This window comes from Nocardia sp. CS682 (genome assembly GCF_004634405.1).
Classification (GTDB): Bacteria; Actinomycetota; Actinomycetes; order Mycobacteriales; family Mycobacteriaceae; genus Nocardia; species Nocardia ninae.
Genome location: NZ_CP029710.1, coordinates 1,417,155 through 1,436,318 on the forward strand (window position 1 = coordinate 1,417,155; position 19,164 = coordinate 1,436,318).

The 19,164-nt window shown below is 68.4% G+C and carries 15 protein-coding genes; 5 read left to right on the plus strand and 10 right to left on the minus strand.

The window, feature by feature from the left end; genetic code table 11:
- Window positions 1–147 precede the first annotated feature (147 nt).
- The 3 genes from DMB37_RS05975 to DMB37_RS05985 are packed head-to-tail and all read left to right on the plus strand — an operon-like array spanning window position 148 to window position 7,586.
- Complete coding sequence (locus tag DMB37_RS05975) at window positions 148–1,935, plus strand: TIGR02677 family protein (protein WP_370465398.1); 1,788 nt, start codon at window positions 148–150, stop codon at window positions 1,933–1,935.
- Window positions 1,936–1,972: 37 nt separating this feature from the next.
- Window positions 1,973–3,397, plus strand: a complete 1,425-nt coding sequence (locus DMB37_RS05980; RefSeq protein WP_135237378.1) for a TIGR02678 family protein — start codon at window positions 1,973–1,975, stop codon at window positions 3,395–3,397.
- A 4-nt stretch (window positions 3,398–3,401) separates the two neighbouring features.
- Window positions 3,402–7,586 carry a TIGR02680 family protein gene (locus tag DMB37_RS05985; RefSeq protein ID WP_135231839.1) on the plus strand — a complete coding sequence of 1,395 codons (4,185 nt, stop codon included), beginning with the start codon at window positions 3,402–3,404 and terminating at the stop codon, window positions 7,584–7,586.
- Between the two features lie 55 nt (window positions 7,587–7,641).
- Here DMB37_RS05985 and DMB37_RS05990 read toward each other — a convergent pair whose 3' ends face one another.
- From DMB37_RS05990 to DMB37_RS06030, 9 genes are all read right to left on the minus strand, one after another.
- The gene (locus DMB37_RS05990; RefSeq protein WP_135231840.1) at window positions 7,642–8,040 is read right to left on the minus strand and encodes a PPOX class F420-dependent oxidoreductase; all 399 of its coding nucleotides are present in this window, start codon (window positions 8,038–8,040) and stop codon (window positions 7,642–7,644) included.
- Window positions 8,041–8,119: 79 nt separating this feature from the next.
- Window positions 8,120–8,596 (minus strand): DUF1772 domain-containing protein, encoded by a 477-nt coding sequence (locus tag DMB37_RS05995; protein WP_135231841.1) that lies wholly within the window; start codon window positions 8,594–8,596, stop codon window positions 8,120–8,122.
- 326 nt (window positions 8,597–8,922) lie between these two features.
- Window positions 8,923–10,521, minus strand: coding sequence for an FAD-dependent oxidoreductase (locus tag DMB37_RS06000; protein ID WP_135231842.1), 1,599 nt, complete (start codon window positions 10,519–10,521; stop codon window positions 8,923–8,925).
- A gap of 52 nt (window positions 10,522–10,573) precedes the next feature.
- The gene (locus DMB37_RS06005; protein WP_135231843.1) at window positions 10,574–11,224 is read right to left on the minus strand and encodes a TetR/AcrR family transcriptional regulator; all 651 of its coding nucleotides are present in this window, start codon (window positions 11,222–11,224) and stop codon (window positions 10,574–10,576) included.
- 51 nt (window positions 11,225–11,275) lie between these two features.
- Entirely contained in the window at window positions 11,276–11,722 is a 447-nt protein-coding gene (locus tag DMB37_RS06010; RefSeq protein ID WP_370465399.1) for a M15 family metallopeptidase, read from the minus strand.
- A 136-nt stretch (window positions 11,723–11,858) separates the two neighbouring features.
- Entirely contained in the window at window positions 11,859–12,182 is a 324-nt protein-coding gene (locus DMB37_RS06015; protein ID WP_135231845.1) for a hypothetical protein, read from the minus strand.
- On the minus strand, window positions 12,179–12,439 hold the full coding sequence (locus DMB37_RS06020) for a hypothetical protein (RefSeq protein WP_135231846.1): 261 nt from the start codon (window positions 12,437–12,439) through the stop codon (window positions 12,179–12,181). Before DMB37_RS06020 ends, DMB37_RS06015 begins: the two co-directional genes overlap by 4 nt.
- 464 nt (window positions 12,440–12,903) lie before the next feature.
- Window positions 12,904–13,200 (minus strand): hypothetical protein, encoded by a 297-nt coding sequence (locus DMB37_RS40930; protein WP_206055199.1) that lies wholly within the window; start codon window positions 13,198–13,200, stop codon window positions 12,904–12,906.
- Between the two features lie 679 nt (window positions 13,201–13,879).
- Window positions 13,880–15,190: a sensor domain-containing diguanylate cyclase gene (locus DMB37_RS06030; protein ID WP_240772264.1), complete on the minus strand. Its 1,311-nt coding sequence runs from the start codon at window positions 15,188–15,190 to the stop codon at window positions 13,880–13,882.
- A gap of 408 nt (window positions 15,191–15,598) precedes the next feature.
- Here DMB37_RS06030 and DMB37_RS06035 point away from each other — a divergent pair, with 408 nt between their 5' ends.
- On the plus strand, window positions 15,599–16,711 hold the full coding sequence (locus DMB37_RS06035; protein WP_135231847.1) for an alkane 1-monooxygenase: 1,113 nt from the start codon (window positions 15,599–15,601) through the stop codon (window positions 16,709–16,711).
- A gap of 31 nt (window positions 16,712–16,742) precedes the next feature.
- Here DMB37_RS06035 and DMB37_RS06040 read toward each other — a convergent pair whose 3' ends face one another.
- Window positions 16,743–18,419, minus strand: a complete 1,677-nt coding sequence (locus DMB37_RS06040; RefSeq protein ID WP_206055200.1) for a fumarate hydratase — start codon at window positions 18,417–18,419, stop codon at window positions 16,743–16,745.
- 273 nt (window positions 18,420–18,692) lie between these two features.
- On the opposite strand from DMB37_RS06040, the gene DMB37_RS06045 reads away from it, so the two are divergent.
- Entirely contained in the window at window positions 18,693–19,163 is a 471-nt protein-coding gene (locus DMB37_RS06045; protein ID WP_135231849.1) for a MarR family winged helix-turn-helix transcriptional regulator, read from the plus strand.
- Window position 19,164 lies beyond the last annotated feature (1 nt).

The window sequence follows — 19,164 nt, forward strand, 5'->3', positions numbered from 1 at the left end:
TTCAACGGCGAACATCCGGCAAACGGGACACGGCCACGCCGAACTGGGTACGTTCGCGTTGTCGGCGACCGGCCCGCTACTACCCTGTTCCCGGTGACCGACTCCGTCGACGGCTCAGCCATCGCCTCCGTCTTATGGGACGACCGGCTGCGGCTGTTCTCCTTCGCCACCGCCGAGCGCCGCGCCGACTATCTGTGGGTGCTGCGCGCTTTCGACAGCGCCCGCGCCGCCTACGTGGTGTTGCTGCACGCCGACGATGTGGCGGAGTGGATCGAACGCAACGGACACCACCTGCGCACCCCCGACCTGCGCGAATCGGAACCCGCGCCTGACGTCGAGAGCCAGCAACATATAGAGGACAAGTCGGCCGGTAGATCCGGCCGCACAGCGCCCTCTCATGACACGGGGCCCGCTCATGACACAGCGCCGTCCGATGACACAGCGCCCGCTCATCACACAGCACTGCCCGACAACACGGCGCCGTCCGATACCTCAGCTCAGTCCGACAACCCGGCTCAGTCCGACGATGGTCCCGCCAGCGCCGCCGTCTGGTCCACCGAGCGCGGCGCCCGCCCGAACGCGCCCCGGCTCACCGCCGCCGAAATCGGCCCGCTGCTCGATCAACTCCACCAGTGGGGTGTGCTGGAACGCAGTTACGACGGCACCCGCGCCGCCACCCTGGCCGAATACCGGAACCGGCACTTCGTCTATCAGTTCTCCCAGGCCGGGTTCCAGGCTTACCGCGCGGTCGCGGGAGTGCTGAACGCCCGGCTCGACGAGGCATCGCTGTCCCGGCTGGTGCTGCCGGAGTTGCTCGCCGATCTGCACACCCTGGCCGCGGCCAATCGCGAGGGCGACGCCGAGCGGGTCTACCGCACGCTGCGCCGCCTCGACGCCGCGTTGACCGATATGGCGGCCCGCGCCGCGCACTTCTATCTCTCCCTCGGCGACCTCGTGCGTACCACCGAGATCACCCCGGAATCCTTTCTGGCGCACAAGGACGCACTGCTCGCGCACATGCGCGAATTCAGCCTGGACCTGGCCCGATTCACGCCGCGGCTGGCGGGCGCGATCGCCGAGATCGAGGAGACCGGTGTCGAGGAGCTGATCGAGCGCGCCGCAGGCTGCGACGAGCGGGTGCTGCTGAGTTTCGCGGAGCGGCAGGCCGATTGGCACGCGCGCTGGGACGGGCTGCGGACCTGGTTCGTCGCGTCCGGCTCCGGCGAGCACGCGGGCACCACCGAGGCGGAACGGTTGCGCGAGGCGACGATGAGCGCCATCGCCGCCGTGCTCTCGCTGCTGCGCCGGGTCACCGAGACGCGGCGCGGCGGGGTGAGCCGGGAGTCGGCGCTGCGGCATCTGGCGGGCTGGTTCACGGCGGCGCCGAGCGCGGACAGCGCGCACGCGCTCTTCGACGCGGTGTTCGGCCTCGGCAGGCCGCGCCACCTGGCCATGGAGCATCCGGATGCGGACCTCATCCCCGCGCAGCGGTCCTGGTGGGAGGCGCCACCTTTGGAGATCTCGCGCACGCTGGCCGAAACCGGCCGACCCCCGTCGGCCGGCGCGCCCGCGCGAATCCATCGCAACGACGCGGGCATTCGGCGGTTGCGCGAGGCGCAGTTGGACGCGCAACGGGCGCGGGCCGACGCGGCCAAATCGCTGGCCGCCGCCGACGTGCACGAGCGGGTGCTCGACGAACGCGAGACCGAGGTGCTGTTGCGACTGCTCGACGCGGCGTCCACCGCGTGGGTGCCGGTGAGCGGCCGGGTCGCCGGGACCACCGGATCCGACAGCGGGGTCACGCTGACGGTGTCGGAGCACGACGGCTCTACCGTGGTGCAGACCGCGCACGGGTTGCTGCATCTGAACAATCGCAGGCTCGAGGTGCGCCAGACCACCAAGACCCGGCCGCGCGGCGCCAAGGAGGCTCGATGAGACAGGCCCTGACGCCCGGCCAGGGGTGGTGCGGATGATGCACGGACGCAAGATCGATTCCCTTGCGCTGGACAACTATCAGCGCGCGGCCAGGGTGATTCTCGCCAATCACCTGGTGACCAGGACCTATCCGGATCGGATCGCGCTGCCGCTGATCCGCCGGTGGGCCACCGAGCTGCGCGAGGACCTGGCCGAGCTGTTCGGCTACCGGTTGGAGGTCACCGAGACCACTGCCCGGGTGTTTCCCATCATCGACCGGCTGGACGCGGGCAAGCCCGCCCGCACGCCCGCCGACCGCCTGTTCGATCGACGCCGCTACGCCTACCTCGCGCTGTCCATCGCCGCGCTCGGCCGGGCCGGCGACCAGACCACGTTGTCGGAGTTGGCCGATCAGGTCGCCGCGTACGCGGGCCGGGTGGAGGGACTGGAGCTGTCCACCGATCGCGCGGCGGACCGGGACGCCTTCGTCGACGCGATCGGCTGGCTGACCCATCGCGGCGCGCTCACCCTCGCCGACGGTGACGCGGGCGGCTGGGCCAGCGATCCGGAGGCGGGCGAAGCGCTCTACGACATCGACCGCCCGGTGGTGTTCGCGCTGTTCCGGCCGCCGCGCGCGCTGCAACATCTGCACAGCGTGCGCGGGCTGCTCACCGAAGAAGCCGCGGGCGCAAGCGGTCCCGCGCACGCGCCGACCGCCGCCGACCTCGCCCGGCGGGTGCGCCGGGCGCTGGTCGAGCGGCCGGTGGTGTACCTCGACGACCTCGACCCCGCGGAACGGCCGGTGCTCGGGCAGGATCGGATCGTCGCCGATGTCGAGCTGTTCACCGGGCTGCGGGCCGAACGCCGGGCGGAGGGGGTCGCGCTGATCGATATCTCCGGGCGGCTCTCCGATATCCGATTCCCGAGCACCGGAACGTTGGCGCAGGTGGGGCTGCTGCTGGCCGGTGAGATCGCGGACCGGGTGCTCGACCTGGACAATCCGCTCGAACAGCGGCCCGGCGCACCGGATCCGGGCGAGGCGCTCGCGGTGCAGCTGGACGGCGCGATCCCGGAATCGACGGTCTTCGCCCCGCTGGCCGAGTTGCGCGCGCTCGATGACTTTTCGGCGCAGTCGGATTCGGCGTTCGATACCGACGAGGCGACCGAAGATCCGGTCGAGACAACGTATCCGGTGATCGAGTCGGCGTGGGTGCGCGAGACCGTGCAGGCGCTCGCCGATCGGTACGGCGCCACCTTCGCCGCGCAGTGGCAGGCCGATGTGCCCGGCCTGACCACCGAGGTGGTGGCACTGCTCGAACGGCTGCGCCTGGTGCAGACGGTCGAGGACGGGCTGCTGGTGTTGCCCGCCCTGGCGCGCTATCGCGGCGCCGTCGTCACCGTGCGTACCAAGCGCACCGAGGAACTGTTCGTCACCGCGGCCGATACCTATGGGTCCGACAGCACTGGCACGGAAGGGAACTGAGGCGATGTCGCTCATTCACGGCGGAGTGCGGTTCATCCCGACCCGCGCCGGAATCGTCAACCTGTGGGACTACCGCGACCAGGAATTCTGCTTCGCCGACGGCAGATTGGTGCTGCGCGGCCCCAACGGGTCCGGCAAGACCAAGGCGCTCGAGGTGCTGTTCCCGTTCGTGCTCGACGGGCGGATCGAGCCGCGCAGGCTCAACCCGTTCGCCGGTGAAGAGCGCACGATGAAGTCGAACCTGTTGTACCGCAAGCAGGAGTCGGCCTACTCCTATGTATGGATGGAGTTCGCGCGCGGCGACTGGGACGACCCGGAGGCGGTGACCGTCGGCATCGGCATGCGGGCCACCCGCTCCTCGGACAAGGTGACCCGCTGGTACTTCGTGGCCGACGGCCGGGTCGGCGTGGACTTCTCGCTGATCGGACCGGACGACCGGCCGTTCACCCGCAAGCAGCTGGCCGAGCAGATCGGCACCGACGCCATCGTCGATCGTCCCGTCGAGTACCGCAATGCCATCGACGCCAGGATGTTCGGGCTCGGCACGCAGCGCTACGACCAGCTGATCAACCTCATCCTCACGCTGCGCCGCCCGCAGCTGGCGAAAAACCTGGACCCGCGCGGACTTTCGCAGGCCCTCACCGACGGCCTGCGCCCGCTCGACGAGCAGCTGATCCTGGACGCGGCCCGCTCGTTCAGCGACATGGAGGAGGTCGGCCGCACCCTGGAGGGGCTGGTGCACGCCGACAGCGCCACCCGCGCCTTCGTCGACGTCTACCGCAAATATCTTGCGGTGCAGGCCAAGACGGACGTCGACCAGTTACGCACCCGGCTCGACGCGGTCACCCACGCGAGCACCGCGCTGTTCGCCGCGACCGCGCTGCGCGAGCGCCGCGAGGCCGAACGCGCCACCGCCGAGACCCGCGCCGAGGACGCCGACCGCGCCTATGAGCAGGCGCTCGGCGACCGGGAGAACCTGCAGCGCTCCAGCGCGTACGAGGGCAAGCAGCAGCTCGACGATCTCGCCGACGCGGTCCGCAGGCTGGAGACCTCGGCCAGCGTGCACGGGGACAAGGCCCTCAAGGCGCGCCAGACCCTCGACCAGCGGGCGCAGGAGGCCGAACGGGCACGCGCCGCCGTGCGCACCGCCGCCGCGGCGCTGGCTCGCGGCGAGGACGAATTGCGCTCCGCTGCCGAGGAAGCCGGCATCAACTGGACGGCACTGTCGGAGACGGCCCGGGCCGAGCAGCTCACCGCGACGGTCCGCGGCCACGCCGAGGAACGCGATGCCGATGTACGCGCGGTGCGGCAGGCCCTCGGGGTCATGGAGACCGCGGCCGCCGAACGCACCAGGGCCGAGCGGCTCGCCGAACGCGCACGCGAGCTGAGCGAGGCGGCCGCCGCCGAGGTCGCGCACGCCGAGGCGGCGGTGGTGCTGGCCCGCACCGAAGCCGCTGCGGCACTGCGTAAGTGGTGGGACGAGCACCGCGAGGTGTATGCCCCGCTCGGCAACGGATTGTTCGAGGCCTTGGATACCGCACTGGCGCAAGCCGGTTCCGAGGAGGCGACGGTCGCGGAGGTACTCGCCGAGCGCACCGAGACGCTGATCGACGAGATCCGCAACGAGCGGCAAGAAGCGCGCGGGCGCGCGGTGATCGCGCGCGAGCAGATCGCCGAGTTGACCGCCGAGCGGGACCGGGTCGCCGCGCAAAGCGACGACGCGCCACCGGCTTTCGCCGCGCGGGTCAGGGACACCGACGATCGGCCGGGCGCTCCGCTGTGGCGGCTGGTTCGCTTCGCCGACGACGTCGCGCCGCAGGCAGCCGCGGGCATCGAGGCCGCGCTGCACGCCGCGGACCTGCTCGACGGCTGGATCTGCGCGGAGCCGCCCGCGAAGTACGATTCGGATCAGTTCCTCGTCCCGCTGCCCGCCAAGGAACGGCCGAAGGGCCGCACCCTCGCCGATGTCCTTGTCGTCGAGGAGGATTCGAGTGAGCTGACGGTGCCCAGGCAGGCCGTCGCCGATGTGCTCGCCTCCATCGCCCTGCACGAGGGCAAGGGTGATCCGACCACCGGTATCGCGGTGAGTACGGCAGGCGGCTTCCGGCAGGGTGTCCAGGTAGGCAGGCATCACAAGGCCGACGCCGAGTTCATCGGCGCCACCGCCCGGGCCCGGCGCCGGGAACTGCGGCTCACCGAGCTCGCCGCGGCGCTCGAGGCGGCCGACGAAGCTCTGCGGGCCGCACAGGACCAAGAGGCCGACGCCAACGCCGAACTCGCGCGAATCTCGGCCGCCGCCAAGGCGTTGCCGCGGGCCACGGCGGTTGCCACCGCGCTGCGCGCGGTCTCCGAGACGGCGGGCATGATGCGCTCCCGCTCCGAGGCGGCCGCCCAGGCCGAGCGCGATCTCGATCAGGCCGTCGCCGAAGCCACCGCGGTCGAGAAGAAGCTGCGCGCGGCCGCGACGAAACACCGGACCCCGCGCGATCCGCGCGAACTCGACGCCTTGGCCGCCGCCATCCGGCATTTCGAGAACACCGGCACCGGGCTGCTGCGGCTGCGCACCGAACACGAGCGGGAACGCGAGCGCGAGCGCGAGGGCAGCGACCGCCACGACGAGGCCAAGGACCTGGCCGAGGCGTTCGCTGAGGAGGCCGAGGCGGCCAAGTCCGGCTACCAGGAGCAGCTGCGCAAACTCGAAACTTTGCGCGAGGCCCTCGGTGCGGGCGCCGCCGACATCGATCAGGAACTCGAGCGAGCCCGCGCGAAGATCGAGGCGACCAAGGCCGAGCAGAAGGCCGCGCGCAAGGCCGCCAACGAAGCGATCGAGGCGATCGGCGACGCGGAGGCCGCCTATCGGACCGCGCACGAATCACTGGGCACCGCGCTCAACGAGGTGCTCGCCGACGTGAAAGCCCTTGCCCCGTATGCCCGCCCGGATCTGCTCCGACTGCTCGGCGCCACCTCCGAGGGCCGCTGGCCGAGCAGCGAGGCCGCCTGGTCCACACCGGAACAGTTGCTGTACCGGATTTCCCAGGCAGGGCCCGAGGTCGAACCGCAGGTGCTGCCGGACGAGGTCGCCGAACTCTTCGAAAGCCTCACCACCGCAACAGCTTCGGTGCGGGCCAGCGAGGCGACGCGCAAGTCCACCCGCAGCGCGGTGACGGCGGCGTTGCAAGAGTTCGATGCCGCGCTCGCCGGGTCCGGGCGCGACTACCGGCTCCAGTGGGACGCCGCGGACGGGTTGACCGTGGTGCAGGTGCAGGACGACGACGGCATGTCGGCGCTCGCCGACTTCGCCGCCCGCATCGACAGTGCGCGCAAGGACCAGGAGCTGCTGCTCACCGACGCCGAGCGCCGCATCCTGGAGGACGCGCTGCTGACCGGGCTGGCCCAGCAGATCTACGAACGCACCAGCGACGCCCGCGATCTCATCGCCAGGATGGGCGCGGAGATGAAGCAGCGGCGGATGTCTTCCGGCAACACCATCGGCGTGCACTGGGTGCTCGCCGACACGCTCTCCGATCCGGCGCGGGCCATGTGCAAGCTGCTCGACCGCGACGCATCGGCGCTCGGCGCGGACGAACTCGCCACCATCCGTGCGCATTTCGCCTCCGAGATCCGGGCGGCGCGGGCGGCACACCCGGAGCGTTCTTACCCGGAAATCCTCGCGGCCACCCTGGATTACCGCACCTGGCGGGTGTTCTCGTTCACCCTCATCTCCGCCGACGGCAGCGAGGACAAGCTCACCGTGGCCAGGCACAGCGCGCTCTCCGGCGGCGAGCAGTCCGTCTCGCTGCACCTGCCGCTGTTCGCCGCCGCCCACGTCATGCTCGACTCGGCCGACCCGCAGGCCCCGCGCCTGCTCGCGCTGGACGAGGCGTTCGCCGGTGTCGACGACAACGGCCGCAGCGAATTGCTCGGGCTCAGCGTGCAATTCGACCTCGACCTGTTCATGACCGGCTACGACCTGTGGATCACCTACCCGCACGTCCCCGGCTGCGCCCACTACGACCTCGCGCACGCCGCCGCCGAGAACACCGTCAGCGCAACCCTGCTCGTGTGGGACAGCGGCGACCTGCTCGCCGAACACGACGGCACCGACCTCACCGCCGCCCTCGGCTCCCCCAACCGCCGCCGTGTGCACTCCACGATCGAAGGTGGGATCGAGCTGACAACGGTCGGCTGAGGCCTGTCGCAAAGTCCGGATGGGACATTGCGACAGGCCCTGGCGAATCGGCCGATTACTCGGCGGTCCGGCTGGTGAAGTCGAAAGAGCCGCCGTCGATGCCCCAGGAGATTATCCGTTCGGGATGGATGCGGATGACGGCGCGTTCCTGGGGTGGGAACGGCGGCTCCTCGTCGTCGAGTGCCTCGGCCGTGCCGCGGACCTCGATGCCGCGAATCACGTAGGGGTCCAGCGAAACCTGTTGGTCGATGACGAACGACACTCGGCTGCCCGCCTCGACGTTGCAGAACTTTCGGCTGGCCCGCATCCGCATGCCGCCGATGTCGATCGTGCCGTCGGTGTTCACCCGATAGCTGGTCGGGTTGTTCTGCACCACGCCGTCGGGCGACACCGTGGCCAGCCGTCCGATCCCGGCCTCCGCGAGGAACTGCTGTTCATTGGTGGTGAAGGTCATCTCGGTTACTCCTCGATTCGATATCGGGTGTGCCCGGCGATCAGCCGGAGGTTTGCCGGGTGCGGGAAGCGCTTTGGGATCAGAACAGAACCAGCGCGGCGCACAGTCCGGCGACGGCGATGAACTGCAGGGGGACCCGGTACTTCAGCAGGCTGTCCCACTTGTCCTGCAGCGCACGGGCATCGGGCGGGATGATGCCGCTCTGCGCGGCGGCGGTCTGCTGGGAGTTGATGGGCTTGGCGATGCGGACGTACAGGGCGAGCCAGGTCAGCAGCGCCGCCACCGTGATGCCCGCCGCGACCGCGGCGCCGGTCTGCCCGGCCAGCATCGCGATCAGCAGCGTGAGCACCGCGGCGATGATGCCGCCCGCACCGACCACCGGCATGCGCTTGTCGCCGTAGTAGTGACCCCATCCCGCACTCACGGTCACGGTCGCATCATCGAGCTTGCGGTAAACCGACCGCATGATCACCGCCCCGCAGACGTCGGTGCCATAGACCACGGCATTGGCGAGAACGGCGACTACGGCAATGATCTGGCCGGTGACAATGAGCATTTCGGCTTCCCTTTCCAAATTCTAGCGTCGCTAGAAACTGGAGCAAAGGTAACATTCCGTGACTAGCTTGTCTAGCGTTGCTAGATTTTGAATCGCGGCCTGTGCTCGGGCAGACAGGGGCACCTGCCGGTTCCGGCCGAGTGGACGCCGTCGCCGACTAGCCGGTCACCGGTCACACCAGTGCCAGTGCCAGTGCCAGTGCCAGTGCCAGTGCCAGTGCCAGTGCCAGGACATCTTCGGCCCGGCGAGAGATCAGCAGGTCAGCGCAGGCCGTGGCCGAGCTCGAGCAGGGCCGCGATGATCTGGCCAGCAGTAACCCAGGCCGGTCAGTGCACCGTCACAAGGTCGCGCCCCGCGAGCCAGCCCCAGGTGAGCGCGGAGGCGATGGTCAGGCCGCCCGCGATGGTGCCGGGTCCGAACACCGCCGCCGCCGCGTTGCCCGCGGCGTAGAGACCGGGGATCGGCCGGTTGGACCAGTCGAGGACGCGCGCGCGGTTGTCGGTGCGCGGGCCGCCCTTGGTGCCGACCGCGCCGGGGTACACGGGAACCGCGAAAAACGGTGGCTCGCTTACCGGTCCGAGATTCGGATGGGCCGCGGTCGGGTCGCCGAACGCGTGCTCGTATCGGGTACGGCCGCGGTGGAAGTCGTCGTCGCGCCCGGCCTCGGCCATCGTGTTGAAGCGAGTGACGGTGTGCGCCAACGCCGCCGGGTCGATATCGATGCGCTCGGCGAGTTCGGCGAGGCTGTCGGCGCGGATCAGCCAGTCCGGCGCGGGCGCACCGGCGGGGATGCCCGCGACCGAGTATTTGGCGCGGAACCGCGCGTCGCCGATGGCCCAGGCGGGCAAGTTGCGTGGTCGGTGAGTGTTGGGGTCGAGTTCGGCGAAGGCGCTCGCACAGTTGTGACTCGCCTCGTTGACGAAGCGGCGGCCCGCGGTGTTCACCCACAACACATGGGGCAGCGACCGTTCCGGCAGGGTCAGCTGCGGCTGCGGCGTGGCGGCGGGATCGGGCCAGCTCCGATCCGGCGCCTGGCAGGCGGGCCAGGACCAGTACTCGCCGGTATAGGCCAGCGTGGCGCCGACCTGTCCGGCCATTCGCAGCGCGTCGCCGTGCTGGATCGGCGGCGTCACCGGGTGCGTGAGCGGCCCGGACAACAGCTGCGTCCGCAGCATCGGGTCATGCTCGAAACCGCCACTGGCGAGCACCACCCCACGACTCGCGCGAACGGTGCGGTCCGCGTGGTCGATGTGCACGCCATCGACCCGGCCGTGCTCGTCGCGCGTCAGTTCCGTTGCCCGGCACTCGCGGATCAGGCGCACGCCCGCCCTGCGGCAACCGTGCAACAGCCCGACCACGAGCCCGGCGCCGAGCGTGACCGTCCCGGCGGCCATGCGTTGGGCGATCAGTTCCATCGGCGGCGTGCCACCGGCGAACAGGTGATGCTCCAGCACTTCCTGATTGGTCAGCACCGGGGCGAAAAACGGTGCGGGCCAGACGAGTTCGTTCAGGTCACCCAGGTCGCCCACGGTCAGCGGACGGACCTCGACGTGACGCGCGGTCTTGCCGCCGGGCAGCTCGGCGAAGGTGTCCGGGTAGGCCGGAGCCGGGGCGAAGCGGATCGGCGAGTGCTCCTCCAGAAAACGCACCACCTCGGGCACCGTTCGCAGGAAGGTCTCCACCATGGCGTCGTCGCGTCCGGGTGCGGCGGCACGGCAGTAGGTGAGCGCTTCGTCGGGGGAGTCGGACTCGTCCATCCGATGGTTCGCCGGGGCCCACACCTGTCCACCGGAGACCGCGGTCGAGCCACCCCACCGCGGCGACGCCTCCAGCACGACCACCTCCGCGCCGCCGTCGGCAGCGGCCAGTGCAGCCGCCAAACCCGCTGCGCCCGAACCGATCACGACAACATCGGCGTCGATCATGACAACCTCCTCGCTCTTTTGTTTATTAGTACACAAAAAAGCGGGAGGCCTGTCAAGAGCGCGGAATCAGCCCGTCCAGCAGTGCGTTGAGCCCGAAATCGTAGTTGTCCCACGCATGCGGCCACGCGGTGGCGAGCGCGGCGACCGCCGGGGTCTCCCCCGGATCCGCGGCGTCGATCATCGCGGTCTGGAAGCTCACGCGATCCGGATCGGAACCGGTGCGCGTCATCGCAATTCGGATCGTCAGCACGCCGACGGTGTATTGCCACACCGCCCGGTAGGCAGCGCCCGCCTGCTCCGCGGTCAGCCCGCAGGCGACAAACGCCTGCAACAACTCCTCGAGCAACCACAGAATCGACCGACCGACCAGGTTGCCGCTCGCCAACACCCCCACCACCCACGGATGCGCCGCCAACTCGTCGTGCAGAAACCGCCACAGCACCACCAGCCGCTGCCGAGGATCATCCGGCAATTCGGGCCGCTTCAGCGTGGCCGCCACCCGGTCCAGCAAGAGCAGTAGCAGCTCATCCTTGTCACGGACATGCCGATAAATCGCCATCGGCGAACTGGACAGTCGCTGCGCAACCGCACGCATGGTCAACGCATCGATCCCCCCGGAGTCCACGATCTCCTCCGCAACCAGCAGGATCGCATCCCGCGACAGCCGGGCCGGGCGCCCACGGCGCCGCACCGAATCGTTCATCCCCGAAGTTTGACAGCCCACGCACCGCGCGGGCGTAACCCGCCTCGGCGGCTAGCGAGTACTGGCGTCCGGGCGCATCGGCGGGCAGGGGCGGCCGGGGGTGGTGGCCAGTTCGAAATGCCACCATTCGTTGTCGTACATGCGGCAGAGGCCCCAGTGGTTTCCGTTGGCTTCCAACCACTGTGCTCCGGCGAGCGGGCCGACGTCGACCGCGTGACCCGAGACGTGGGTCGACTCCTCGGGTGGCAGCACCCAGCGGCGGGCCGCGTCGGGTCCGCCATAGGTCGCCAAGCCGTCGTCCCACAACTGCTGCTGCTCATCGGGTGTGCGATAACCGGACGTGATCGACAACGGCACGCCTTGTGCGTGCGCCTCGTTCTCCGCCAGTGTGTAAGCCACCGCGAGGCCGGGTTCCAATCCCTCGGTCCCCGCCGCCGACCCCATCGCCTCGCGCTGGTCGGCAGGCACCCGCTCCTCCGCCCCCGCCTGCGGCGCCATCAATCCCGTCGCGACCAGCGCGGGCAACACCGCCACCGGCAGCCCGAGCCCTAGTCGTTTCCGCACACCACTCCGCAACACCATGCCGGCGATGGTAACGGGCCGCGCCGACGACCGCGCCGGTCGCCGGCCACGCTCAGAGATCGAGTTCGATGCGCAGCTTGGACGACACACTCTCCATGGTCTCCGCACTCAGCTCACCGTGCGGTCCGGATAACCATGGCCGATAGGTGCTGGAGATCAGGTCGACCCTGACCCACCCCGCGATCGGGTCGGCACTGCCGAGCCGAACCGCGACCATGGATTGCGGATCCAGGCGCTCCACGGGAGCGGTCAGCACGCGGACCCGCTCGTCGGGCAGGCGATAGTCCGCTGAGACGATCACGCGGTAGGGCGTGCGCGGATCATCTTCCCGCGACGGCCGGTCACGCTCGAACTGATAGACCTCACCCCGCCTCATGCGCGCGGACCGCGACGCGTCTCGGCGTCGACTTCGGCCGCGTGCTGATCGGCGAGCTCCGCCTCGGCTACCGCGACGTCATACCTGCCGAGGCTGCGATCGCGAGCCGCCGAGCGGATGGCGTCCTGATAGAGCATCCACCGGTGGGCACAACGCGCAAAATACGGCGACAGCTGCATCCCGGCTTCGGCGGCGCCCTGCTGGAGATCGGCAAGCACCGCCTCATCGACCGTGAGGGTGATTTTCCGTGTCGCCATACTTCTCACCATACCACTGGCCATACCACCAGCCGAGAGTGAAAGCTGCGGTACTGCCGCACTGCTCGATACCGATGAACGGCGGGATGGGTTGGTTGACGAGGAGTCATAGTCGATAGGCATGGCCCATGCTTACTCGAAATCCCTTGGGTGGCAAACGCTTCATCCACAAGGAACGCCGGTTGTCCACAATCTATCCCAGTGCTGTGGATCACAGTGTGCGGGCGGTTGCTACCAGTCCGATTCGTGACAGTTGTGGCGTTGCCCCGAATCTGCTTGCCGCCCAACTGGAGCCGCCGACCCCGATCAGGCCGCGGACGGCACCCGGGCTGACGCACTGGGTGGTCGCCCGCGGACCGGGCGGGTTGTGCACAGGGTGCGGCGGTGTACACATTCGCTCCCCAGAGATGTGAACAGCCACTACAACGGACAATTCGACTAGCGCACCGGACAATTCGGTCGTATTACTCGCGCAACGGAGCGACCAGCGTGAGGTGGTCCCGTTCGACGACAGGTACCCGTGCGGCCGCCGGGTGGCGAATCGCTTCCACCGCTGCACGATTGCGCCCGATCCGCTCGATGATTTCGCTGCCGTGATCACGGGCGTAGGCAATGGCGATTTTGATCTTGCCGGTATGCAGGCTCGACTTCGCGCTCAACACTTCGATGCGCCGCTCTACCGGCCCATCCAATTCCTGCAGGCGGGCAACGACTTCCCAGACATCGGGGCCCGCGACCAACGCGGCGCGGCGATCGTTCATCGGCCCGCGGAAAACAATGCCGGGATGGTCGAGCTGATCGACACCCTCCCGGATGAGGCGGTCTAGCAATGCGGTAGAAGTAGTACCCTCGCGTGCGGCGCGTGCGGCCAGCCTGCGACTGGCGGATTGTGAGAGACGCAGTGTTGTCGTGATGACCCTGGACGTACTCATTGTCCTCCTCGACCTTCAATGGCAGCTGAGATCAAACGGCACCCTGAACCAACGATGTACATCGCTAAGGGTGCCTCGCGAAACGGCCAGGTCACCCCGGCGATCGGGGTGACATCGGGATGTCCGCACAAAAGCCTCACCGAAAATCAAACGCCCAGTTCACACCCCTTGCTCAGGGTTGGTGCCGCGAAATCGGGGCCCATTCCCAGCCGTATCCCGCGAAATCTCCGGCGGGATCGCTTACCGCCGAAACGATTTCCACGACGCGTTCCGGCAAACGCCACCGGTCATCAGTACGCGGGTGCCGCGAGTCTCCACTGACCGACCGCGATACCGCAGCCGACGAACAGTTTCGCTGGAAGCGTTCGACGCCGTCGCCGCGATGCACACCGAACACATTCTGCTGCGCGCGATTTGCGTATCGACCAGCCCCTGCGCGACGAGCAGAGCGCGTCGCCGAACGCGGTTATTGCCCACGAAACAATGGCGACCGGAAATGGCGTGAGCGCTATCGCCGGACAACGGACGACGGCGCCACCTGCGATTCGAGGGTATGCAACACCCAGCGATCCTTCCCATCCGCCTTGGCCCGATAAAGCGCGGTATCCGCGGCATCGAGCAAGGCCTCGGCCTGAGTACCGACCACCGCCATCAGCACCGCACCGATACTGGCCGACATCCGCAATCGCAGCGCTCCGATGGAGAACGGATCGACGAGCGCCGATTGCAGACTGGTCGCCACGGCGGTCACCTCAGAATGGTCGGCCGGCGGCGGAATGACCGCGACGAACTCGTCACCACCGATGCGCGCGACCGGACACCGGAAATCGAGCACGCTCTCCTGGAGCCGCGACGCCACCGCCGCCAGCACCTGATCACCGGTCCCGTGCCCGTACCGATCGTTGACGTCCTTGAATCCGTCGATGTCGATGAAACACAACCCGACCCGAGCATCGATGTCCGCCGTGGCGATCATCGCCTCCACCCGCTCCAGCAGATGCCGCCGGTTCGGCAAGCCGGTGAGCAGATCATGCCGAGCCTGCCGATGTAGCTCGTCGCGCAGCCGATGCTGCTCGGTCACGTCCTCCCCCACCGCGAGCAGATAGTCGTCCTGCCTGCCCACGCCCTTGACGAAGGTGATGGCGAACGCGGCCCACCCGTAGCTGCCGTCGGCGCGCACGAGGCGTTGTTCCAGCTTCACGGTGCCCTTCCCGTTCGGCACCAGTTCCCCGTACACCAGGGTGCGGATGTAGTCCCGGTCGTCCGGGTGCGCGAAGTCGTAGACCGACGCGCCACGCAGTTCATCGACCGGCATGCCGAGCATGTCGGTCAGGCCGCGATTGGCGTCGAGCAGGGTGAAATCGGTATCCACGATCGCTATCGCGACCGCCGCATTGTCGAAGACGACCCGAAATCTGTCGTCGGCCGCGCGGCGGGCTTCCTCCCGCGCCTGTTCGACCGATTGCCGCTCGAGGAAGAACTGCCGATGCAGCTCCGCGCCGTAACCCTGGCCGAACGCCGCGAGCAGCGCGGAGAGCCGGTAGCCACAGTCGGAATGCTGCGCACCCAACCGGTACAGCACCTTCGCGGACGCGACCGGCACCTCCGAACCCAGCACCCCGGCCGCCACCAGCGCGGCACCCGCATCCGCGGCAACGCTCGCGTCGAACGGATCGGCGTGCAGTCCCGTCGCCATCTCCCCGACCAGGCTGACCAGCAGGCGCAGCGTCTCATGGGGCGGCACCGGCATGCGGCACACCGTGGACAGGGCGTGCCACCACCCGTGCGCCAGTACGTTTCGTTCGGTCTCTTCCACCACGACCCCTTGATAGTTCGGCCGTCGCTAACCCGCTCGACAGTGACACGTCTAGCACGCGTGGAATCCGTTCGCACGGAAGTATTCCCAGTGTTGGCCAAAGGATCAGGTCGGTGCTGTTCGAGAGTTACCAATTCGTGCTGCAAGCCGACCACCACGGCGCGCACCAGAGTTGACCTGGGTGGACCGGGTGCTCGGGCAGCCCCCTTGTCACGATTGGGAACACTTTCGCTCCACATTGGTAACAAGAACCAGCGTCCAGGCGACTCTGCTATCACAGGCAACAATCGCGCAGTGGATACTGAGCAGCCACAACAGATTACGGTTGCCCCTCGCCGGAATCTCACTGAAAGAAGCAGGACGATCAGCCGCCGACAACCCCGAGGTCAGGACCGTAAGCGCCCACTGTGGATGCTCGGCCTGATCGCTCCCTCGTGTGCCCTACTGCCCTCGCAGCTCGTGCTGCACACCGGCGCGCCCGTGTTCTGGTGGATCGGCCCGGTGATCGTGTTGATCGCGATCCCGGTGCTGGACTGGGTCGTCGGCGAGGACGGTGCGAACCCGCGCGACGAGGACTACGAATTGCTCTCCGGCGACCGCTATTACCGCTGGTGCACCTACCTGTTCCTACCGATCCAGCTGTTCGGGCTCGGCATCGCGTGTTATCTGTGGGCGGGCGAGGAGCTCACGATCGTCGACAAGCTCGGTCTGGCCGCGACGCTCGGCTTCGTCAGCGGGATCGGTATCAATGCCGCGCACGAGCTCGGGCACCGGGTCGAGCACCTGGAGCGCTGGCTGGCGAAAATCGCGCTCGCCCAGTCGGCTTACGGGCATTTCTTCGTCGAGCACAATCGTGGTCACCATGTGCGGGTCGCCACGCCCGAGGATCCGGCCAGCGCCCGACTCGGTGAGTCGCTGTGGGAGTTCCTGCCGCGCAGTGTGCGCGGCGGTTTCCGGTCGGCGATCCAGCTCGAGCGGGAGCGGCTCACGCGCAAGGGCCGCGGCTGGTGGGACGTGGACAATCACATCCTGCAGGCGTGGGCGATGAGCGTGCTGCTGTTCGGCACGTTGGTCGCGCTGTTCGGCTGGCAGATCCTGCCCTGGCTCGCGCTGCAGGCCGTGATCGGCATCGGGCTGCTGGAGACGGTGAACTACGTCGAGCACTACGGCTTGTTGCGAGCCCGCCGCAGCGACGGCAAGTACGCCAGGTGCTCGCCGCGCGACAGCTGGAACAGCGACCGGCTGGTCACCAACATCTTCCTGTTCCATCTGCAGCGGCACAGCGACCACCACGCCAATCCGGGACGCCGATACCAGACGCTGCGCAGCTCGGCGCACGCACCACAACTCCCGGCCGGCTACGCGACCATGGTCCTGCTCGCCGCCGTCCCGCCGCTGTGGCGCCTCGTGATGGACCACCGGGTGCTCGCCCACTACGGCGGCGACATCACCCTCGCCAACGTCCAGCCGCCCAAACAGGGCCGCCTGCGCGCCACCCTGGCCTACCGGCGCGCCACCGGCTGAGCGGGCGGGCGTTCTCGACCGCCCGCCTTCGTCAGACCTTCTCCGCCGAGCGCGTGCGCACGCGCAGAGCGATGGGCTTCTGGGTTTCGGCGAAGAAGTCGTTGCCCTTGTCGTCGACGACGATGAAGGCGGGGAAGTCTTCGACCTCGATCTTCCAGACGGCTTCCATGCCGAGCTCGGGGTATTCGAGCACCTCGACGGACTTGATGCAGTCCAGCGCGAGACGGGCCGCGGGGCCGCCGATCGAGCCGAGGTAGAAACCGCCGTGCTCATGGCACGCCTTGGTCACCTGGGCGGAGCGGTTGCCCTTGGCCAGCATGACGAAAGAGCCGCCGGCGGCCTGGAATTGGTCGACGTAGGAGTCCATCCGGCCCGCGGTAGTCGGCCCGAACGAGCCGGACGCGTAACCCTCGGGAGTCTTCGCCGGGCCCGCGTAGTAGACGGCCATCTCGCGCAGGTACTCCGGCATCGGCTCACCCGCGTCGAGCCGCTCCTTGATCTTCGCGTGCGCGATGTCGCGGGCCACCACCAGCGGACCGGTCAGCGAAAGCCGGGTCTTCACCGGGTATTTCGACAACTCGGCGCGGATCTCCGACATCGGCCGGTTCAGGTCGATCCGCACCACGTCGCCGCCGAGAATCGACTCGGTCTGCTCCGGCAGGTAGTGCGCGGGCTCCCGCTCGAGCTGCTCGAGGAACACGCCCTCCGGGGTGATCTTGGCCAGCGCCTGCCGGTCGGCCGAGCAGGACACCGCGATGGCCACCGGGCAGCTGGCGCCGTGCCTGGGCAGCCGGACGACGCGCACGTCGTGGCAGAAGTACTTACCGCCGAACTGCGCGCCGATGCCGAAGGATTGGGTGAGCTTGAACACCTCTTCCTCCAGCTCCAGATCCCGGAACCCGTGCGCGGCAAGCGATCCCTCGGTGGGCAGGTTGTCCAGGTAGTGCGCCGAGGCGTATTTGGCTGTCTTCAGGGCGAATTCGGCGCTGGTACCGCCGATCACGACCGCCAGGTGGTACGGCGGGCAGGCCGCGGTGCCGAGCGAGCGGATCTTCTCGTCCAGGAACTCCAGCATGCGCGTGGGGTTCAGCACAGCCTTGGTCTCCTGGTACAGGAACGACTTGTTCGCCGACCCGCCGCCCTTGGCCATGAACAGGAACTTGTACATCGGATGCGCGGGATCGCCTGGCGTGGAATACAACTCGATCTGCGCGGGCAGGTTGGTGCCGGTGTTCTTCTCGTCCCACATGGTGATCGGGGCGAGCTGCGAGTAGCGCAGGTTCAGCTTGGTGTAGGCGTCGAACACGCCGCGGCTGATCCATTCGGCGTCGTCAGCGCCGGTGAGCACCCCCTCGGACTTCTTGCCCATGACGATCGCCGTACCGGTGTCCTGGCACATCGGCAGGATGCCGCCCGCGGAGATGTTCACGTTCTTGAGCAGGTCCAGCGCGACGAAGCGGTCGTTGCCACTGGACTCGGGGTCGTCGATGATCTTGCGCAGTTGGGCCAGGTGCGTCGGCCGCAGGTAGTGGCTGATGTCGTGCATCGCCTCGGCGGTCAGCAGGCGCAGCGCCTCCGGCTCCACCTGCAGGAAGGTCCGGCCGTTGACCTCGAACGTGCTGACGCCCTCGGTGGTGAGCAACCGGTACGAGGTGTCGTCGGCGCCGATCGGCAACAGGTCTGAATAACGGAAGTCCGGCGCGGTCACGGGACGCACTCCTTCGGGCTGGGCCTTGGCTGTTGCTCAGCCGGGCTGGTCACAGGCACAGCGAGCGTATCCACCCCGCAACGTCACACGATGCTTAGGCAAGGCTTATCTCTAGCAGTTGCCACAAAAGGTTGCACGTTCAACCCCAGGGGTGCTACCTGTCGTCTCACACAAAACGATCGGACGTCCAAGCGTCCGTTCGCCGCAACAACCGTCGCGCGACGCACAACGACGCGCGACAATGTATGACACGCCAGAGTTTGGAGCGCTATCGTGACCGATCCCCATTGGCTCGATGACGTCGAAATGCGCGCCTGGGTGGGCTTTGTGCGCACCCGCGACCTCATCGCGGCGGCGGTCGGGCGGGACTCGACGCGGGAGTCGAACCTCACCTACGTCGAATACTCGGTGCTCGCCTTCCTGAGCAAGTCCCCGGACCACCGCTGCACCTTCGCCGACCTGGCCGCGCAGCTGGAATGGTCGCAGAGCAGGCTCTCGCATCAGATCACCCGGATGGAGAAGCGCGGGCTGGTGGTCCGCGAGCCGATCCCCGACGACGCGCGCCGCACCGCAGCCCGGCTCACCCCGCGCGGTGCGGAGGTGCTCACCGGCGCCGCGCCCGCGCACGTGGTCAGCGTGCGCAAACACATGATCGACGTGCTCGACCGGCAGCAACTGGCCGCGCTCGCCGACATCTACGACACGCTGCTCGCGCATCATCGACAGCCGGCGAACGACAACTGAC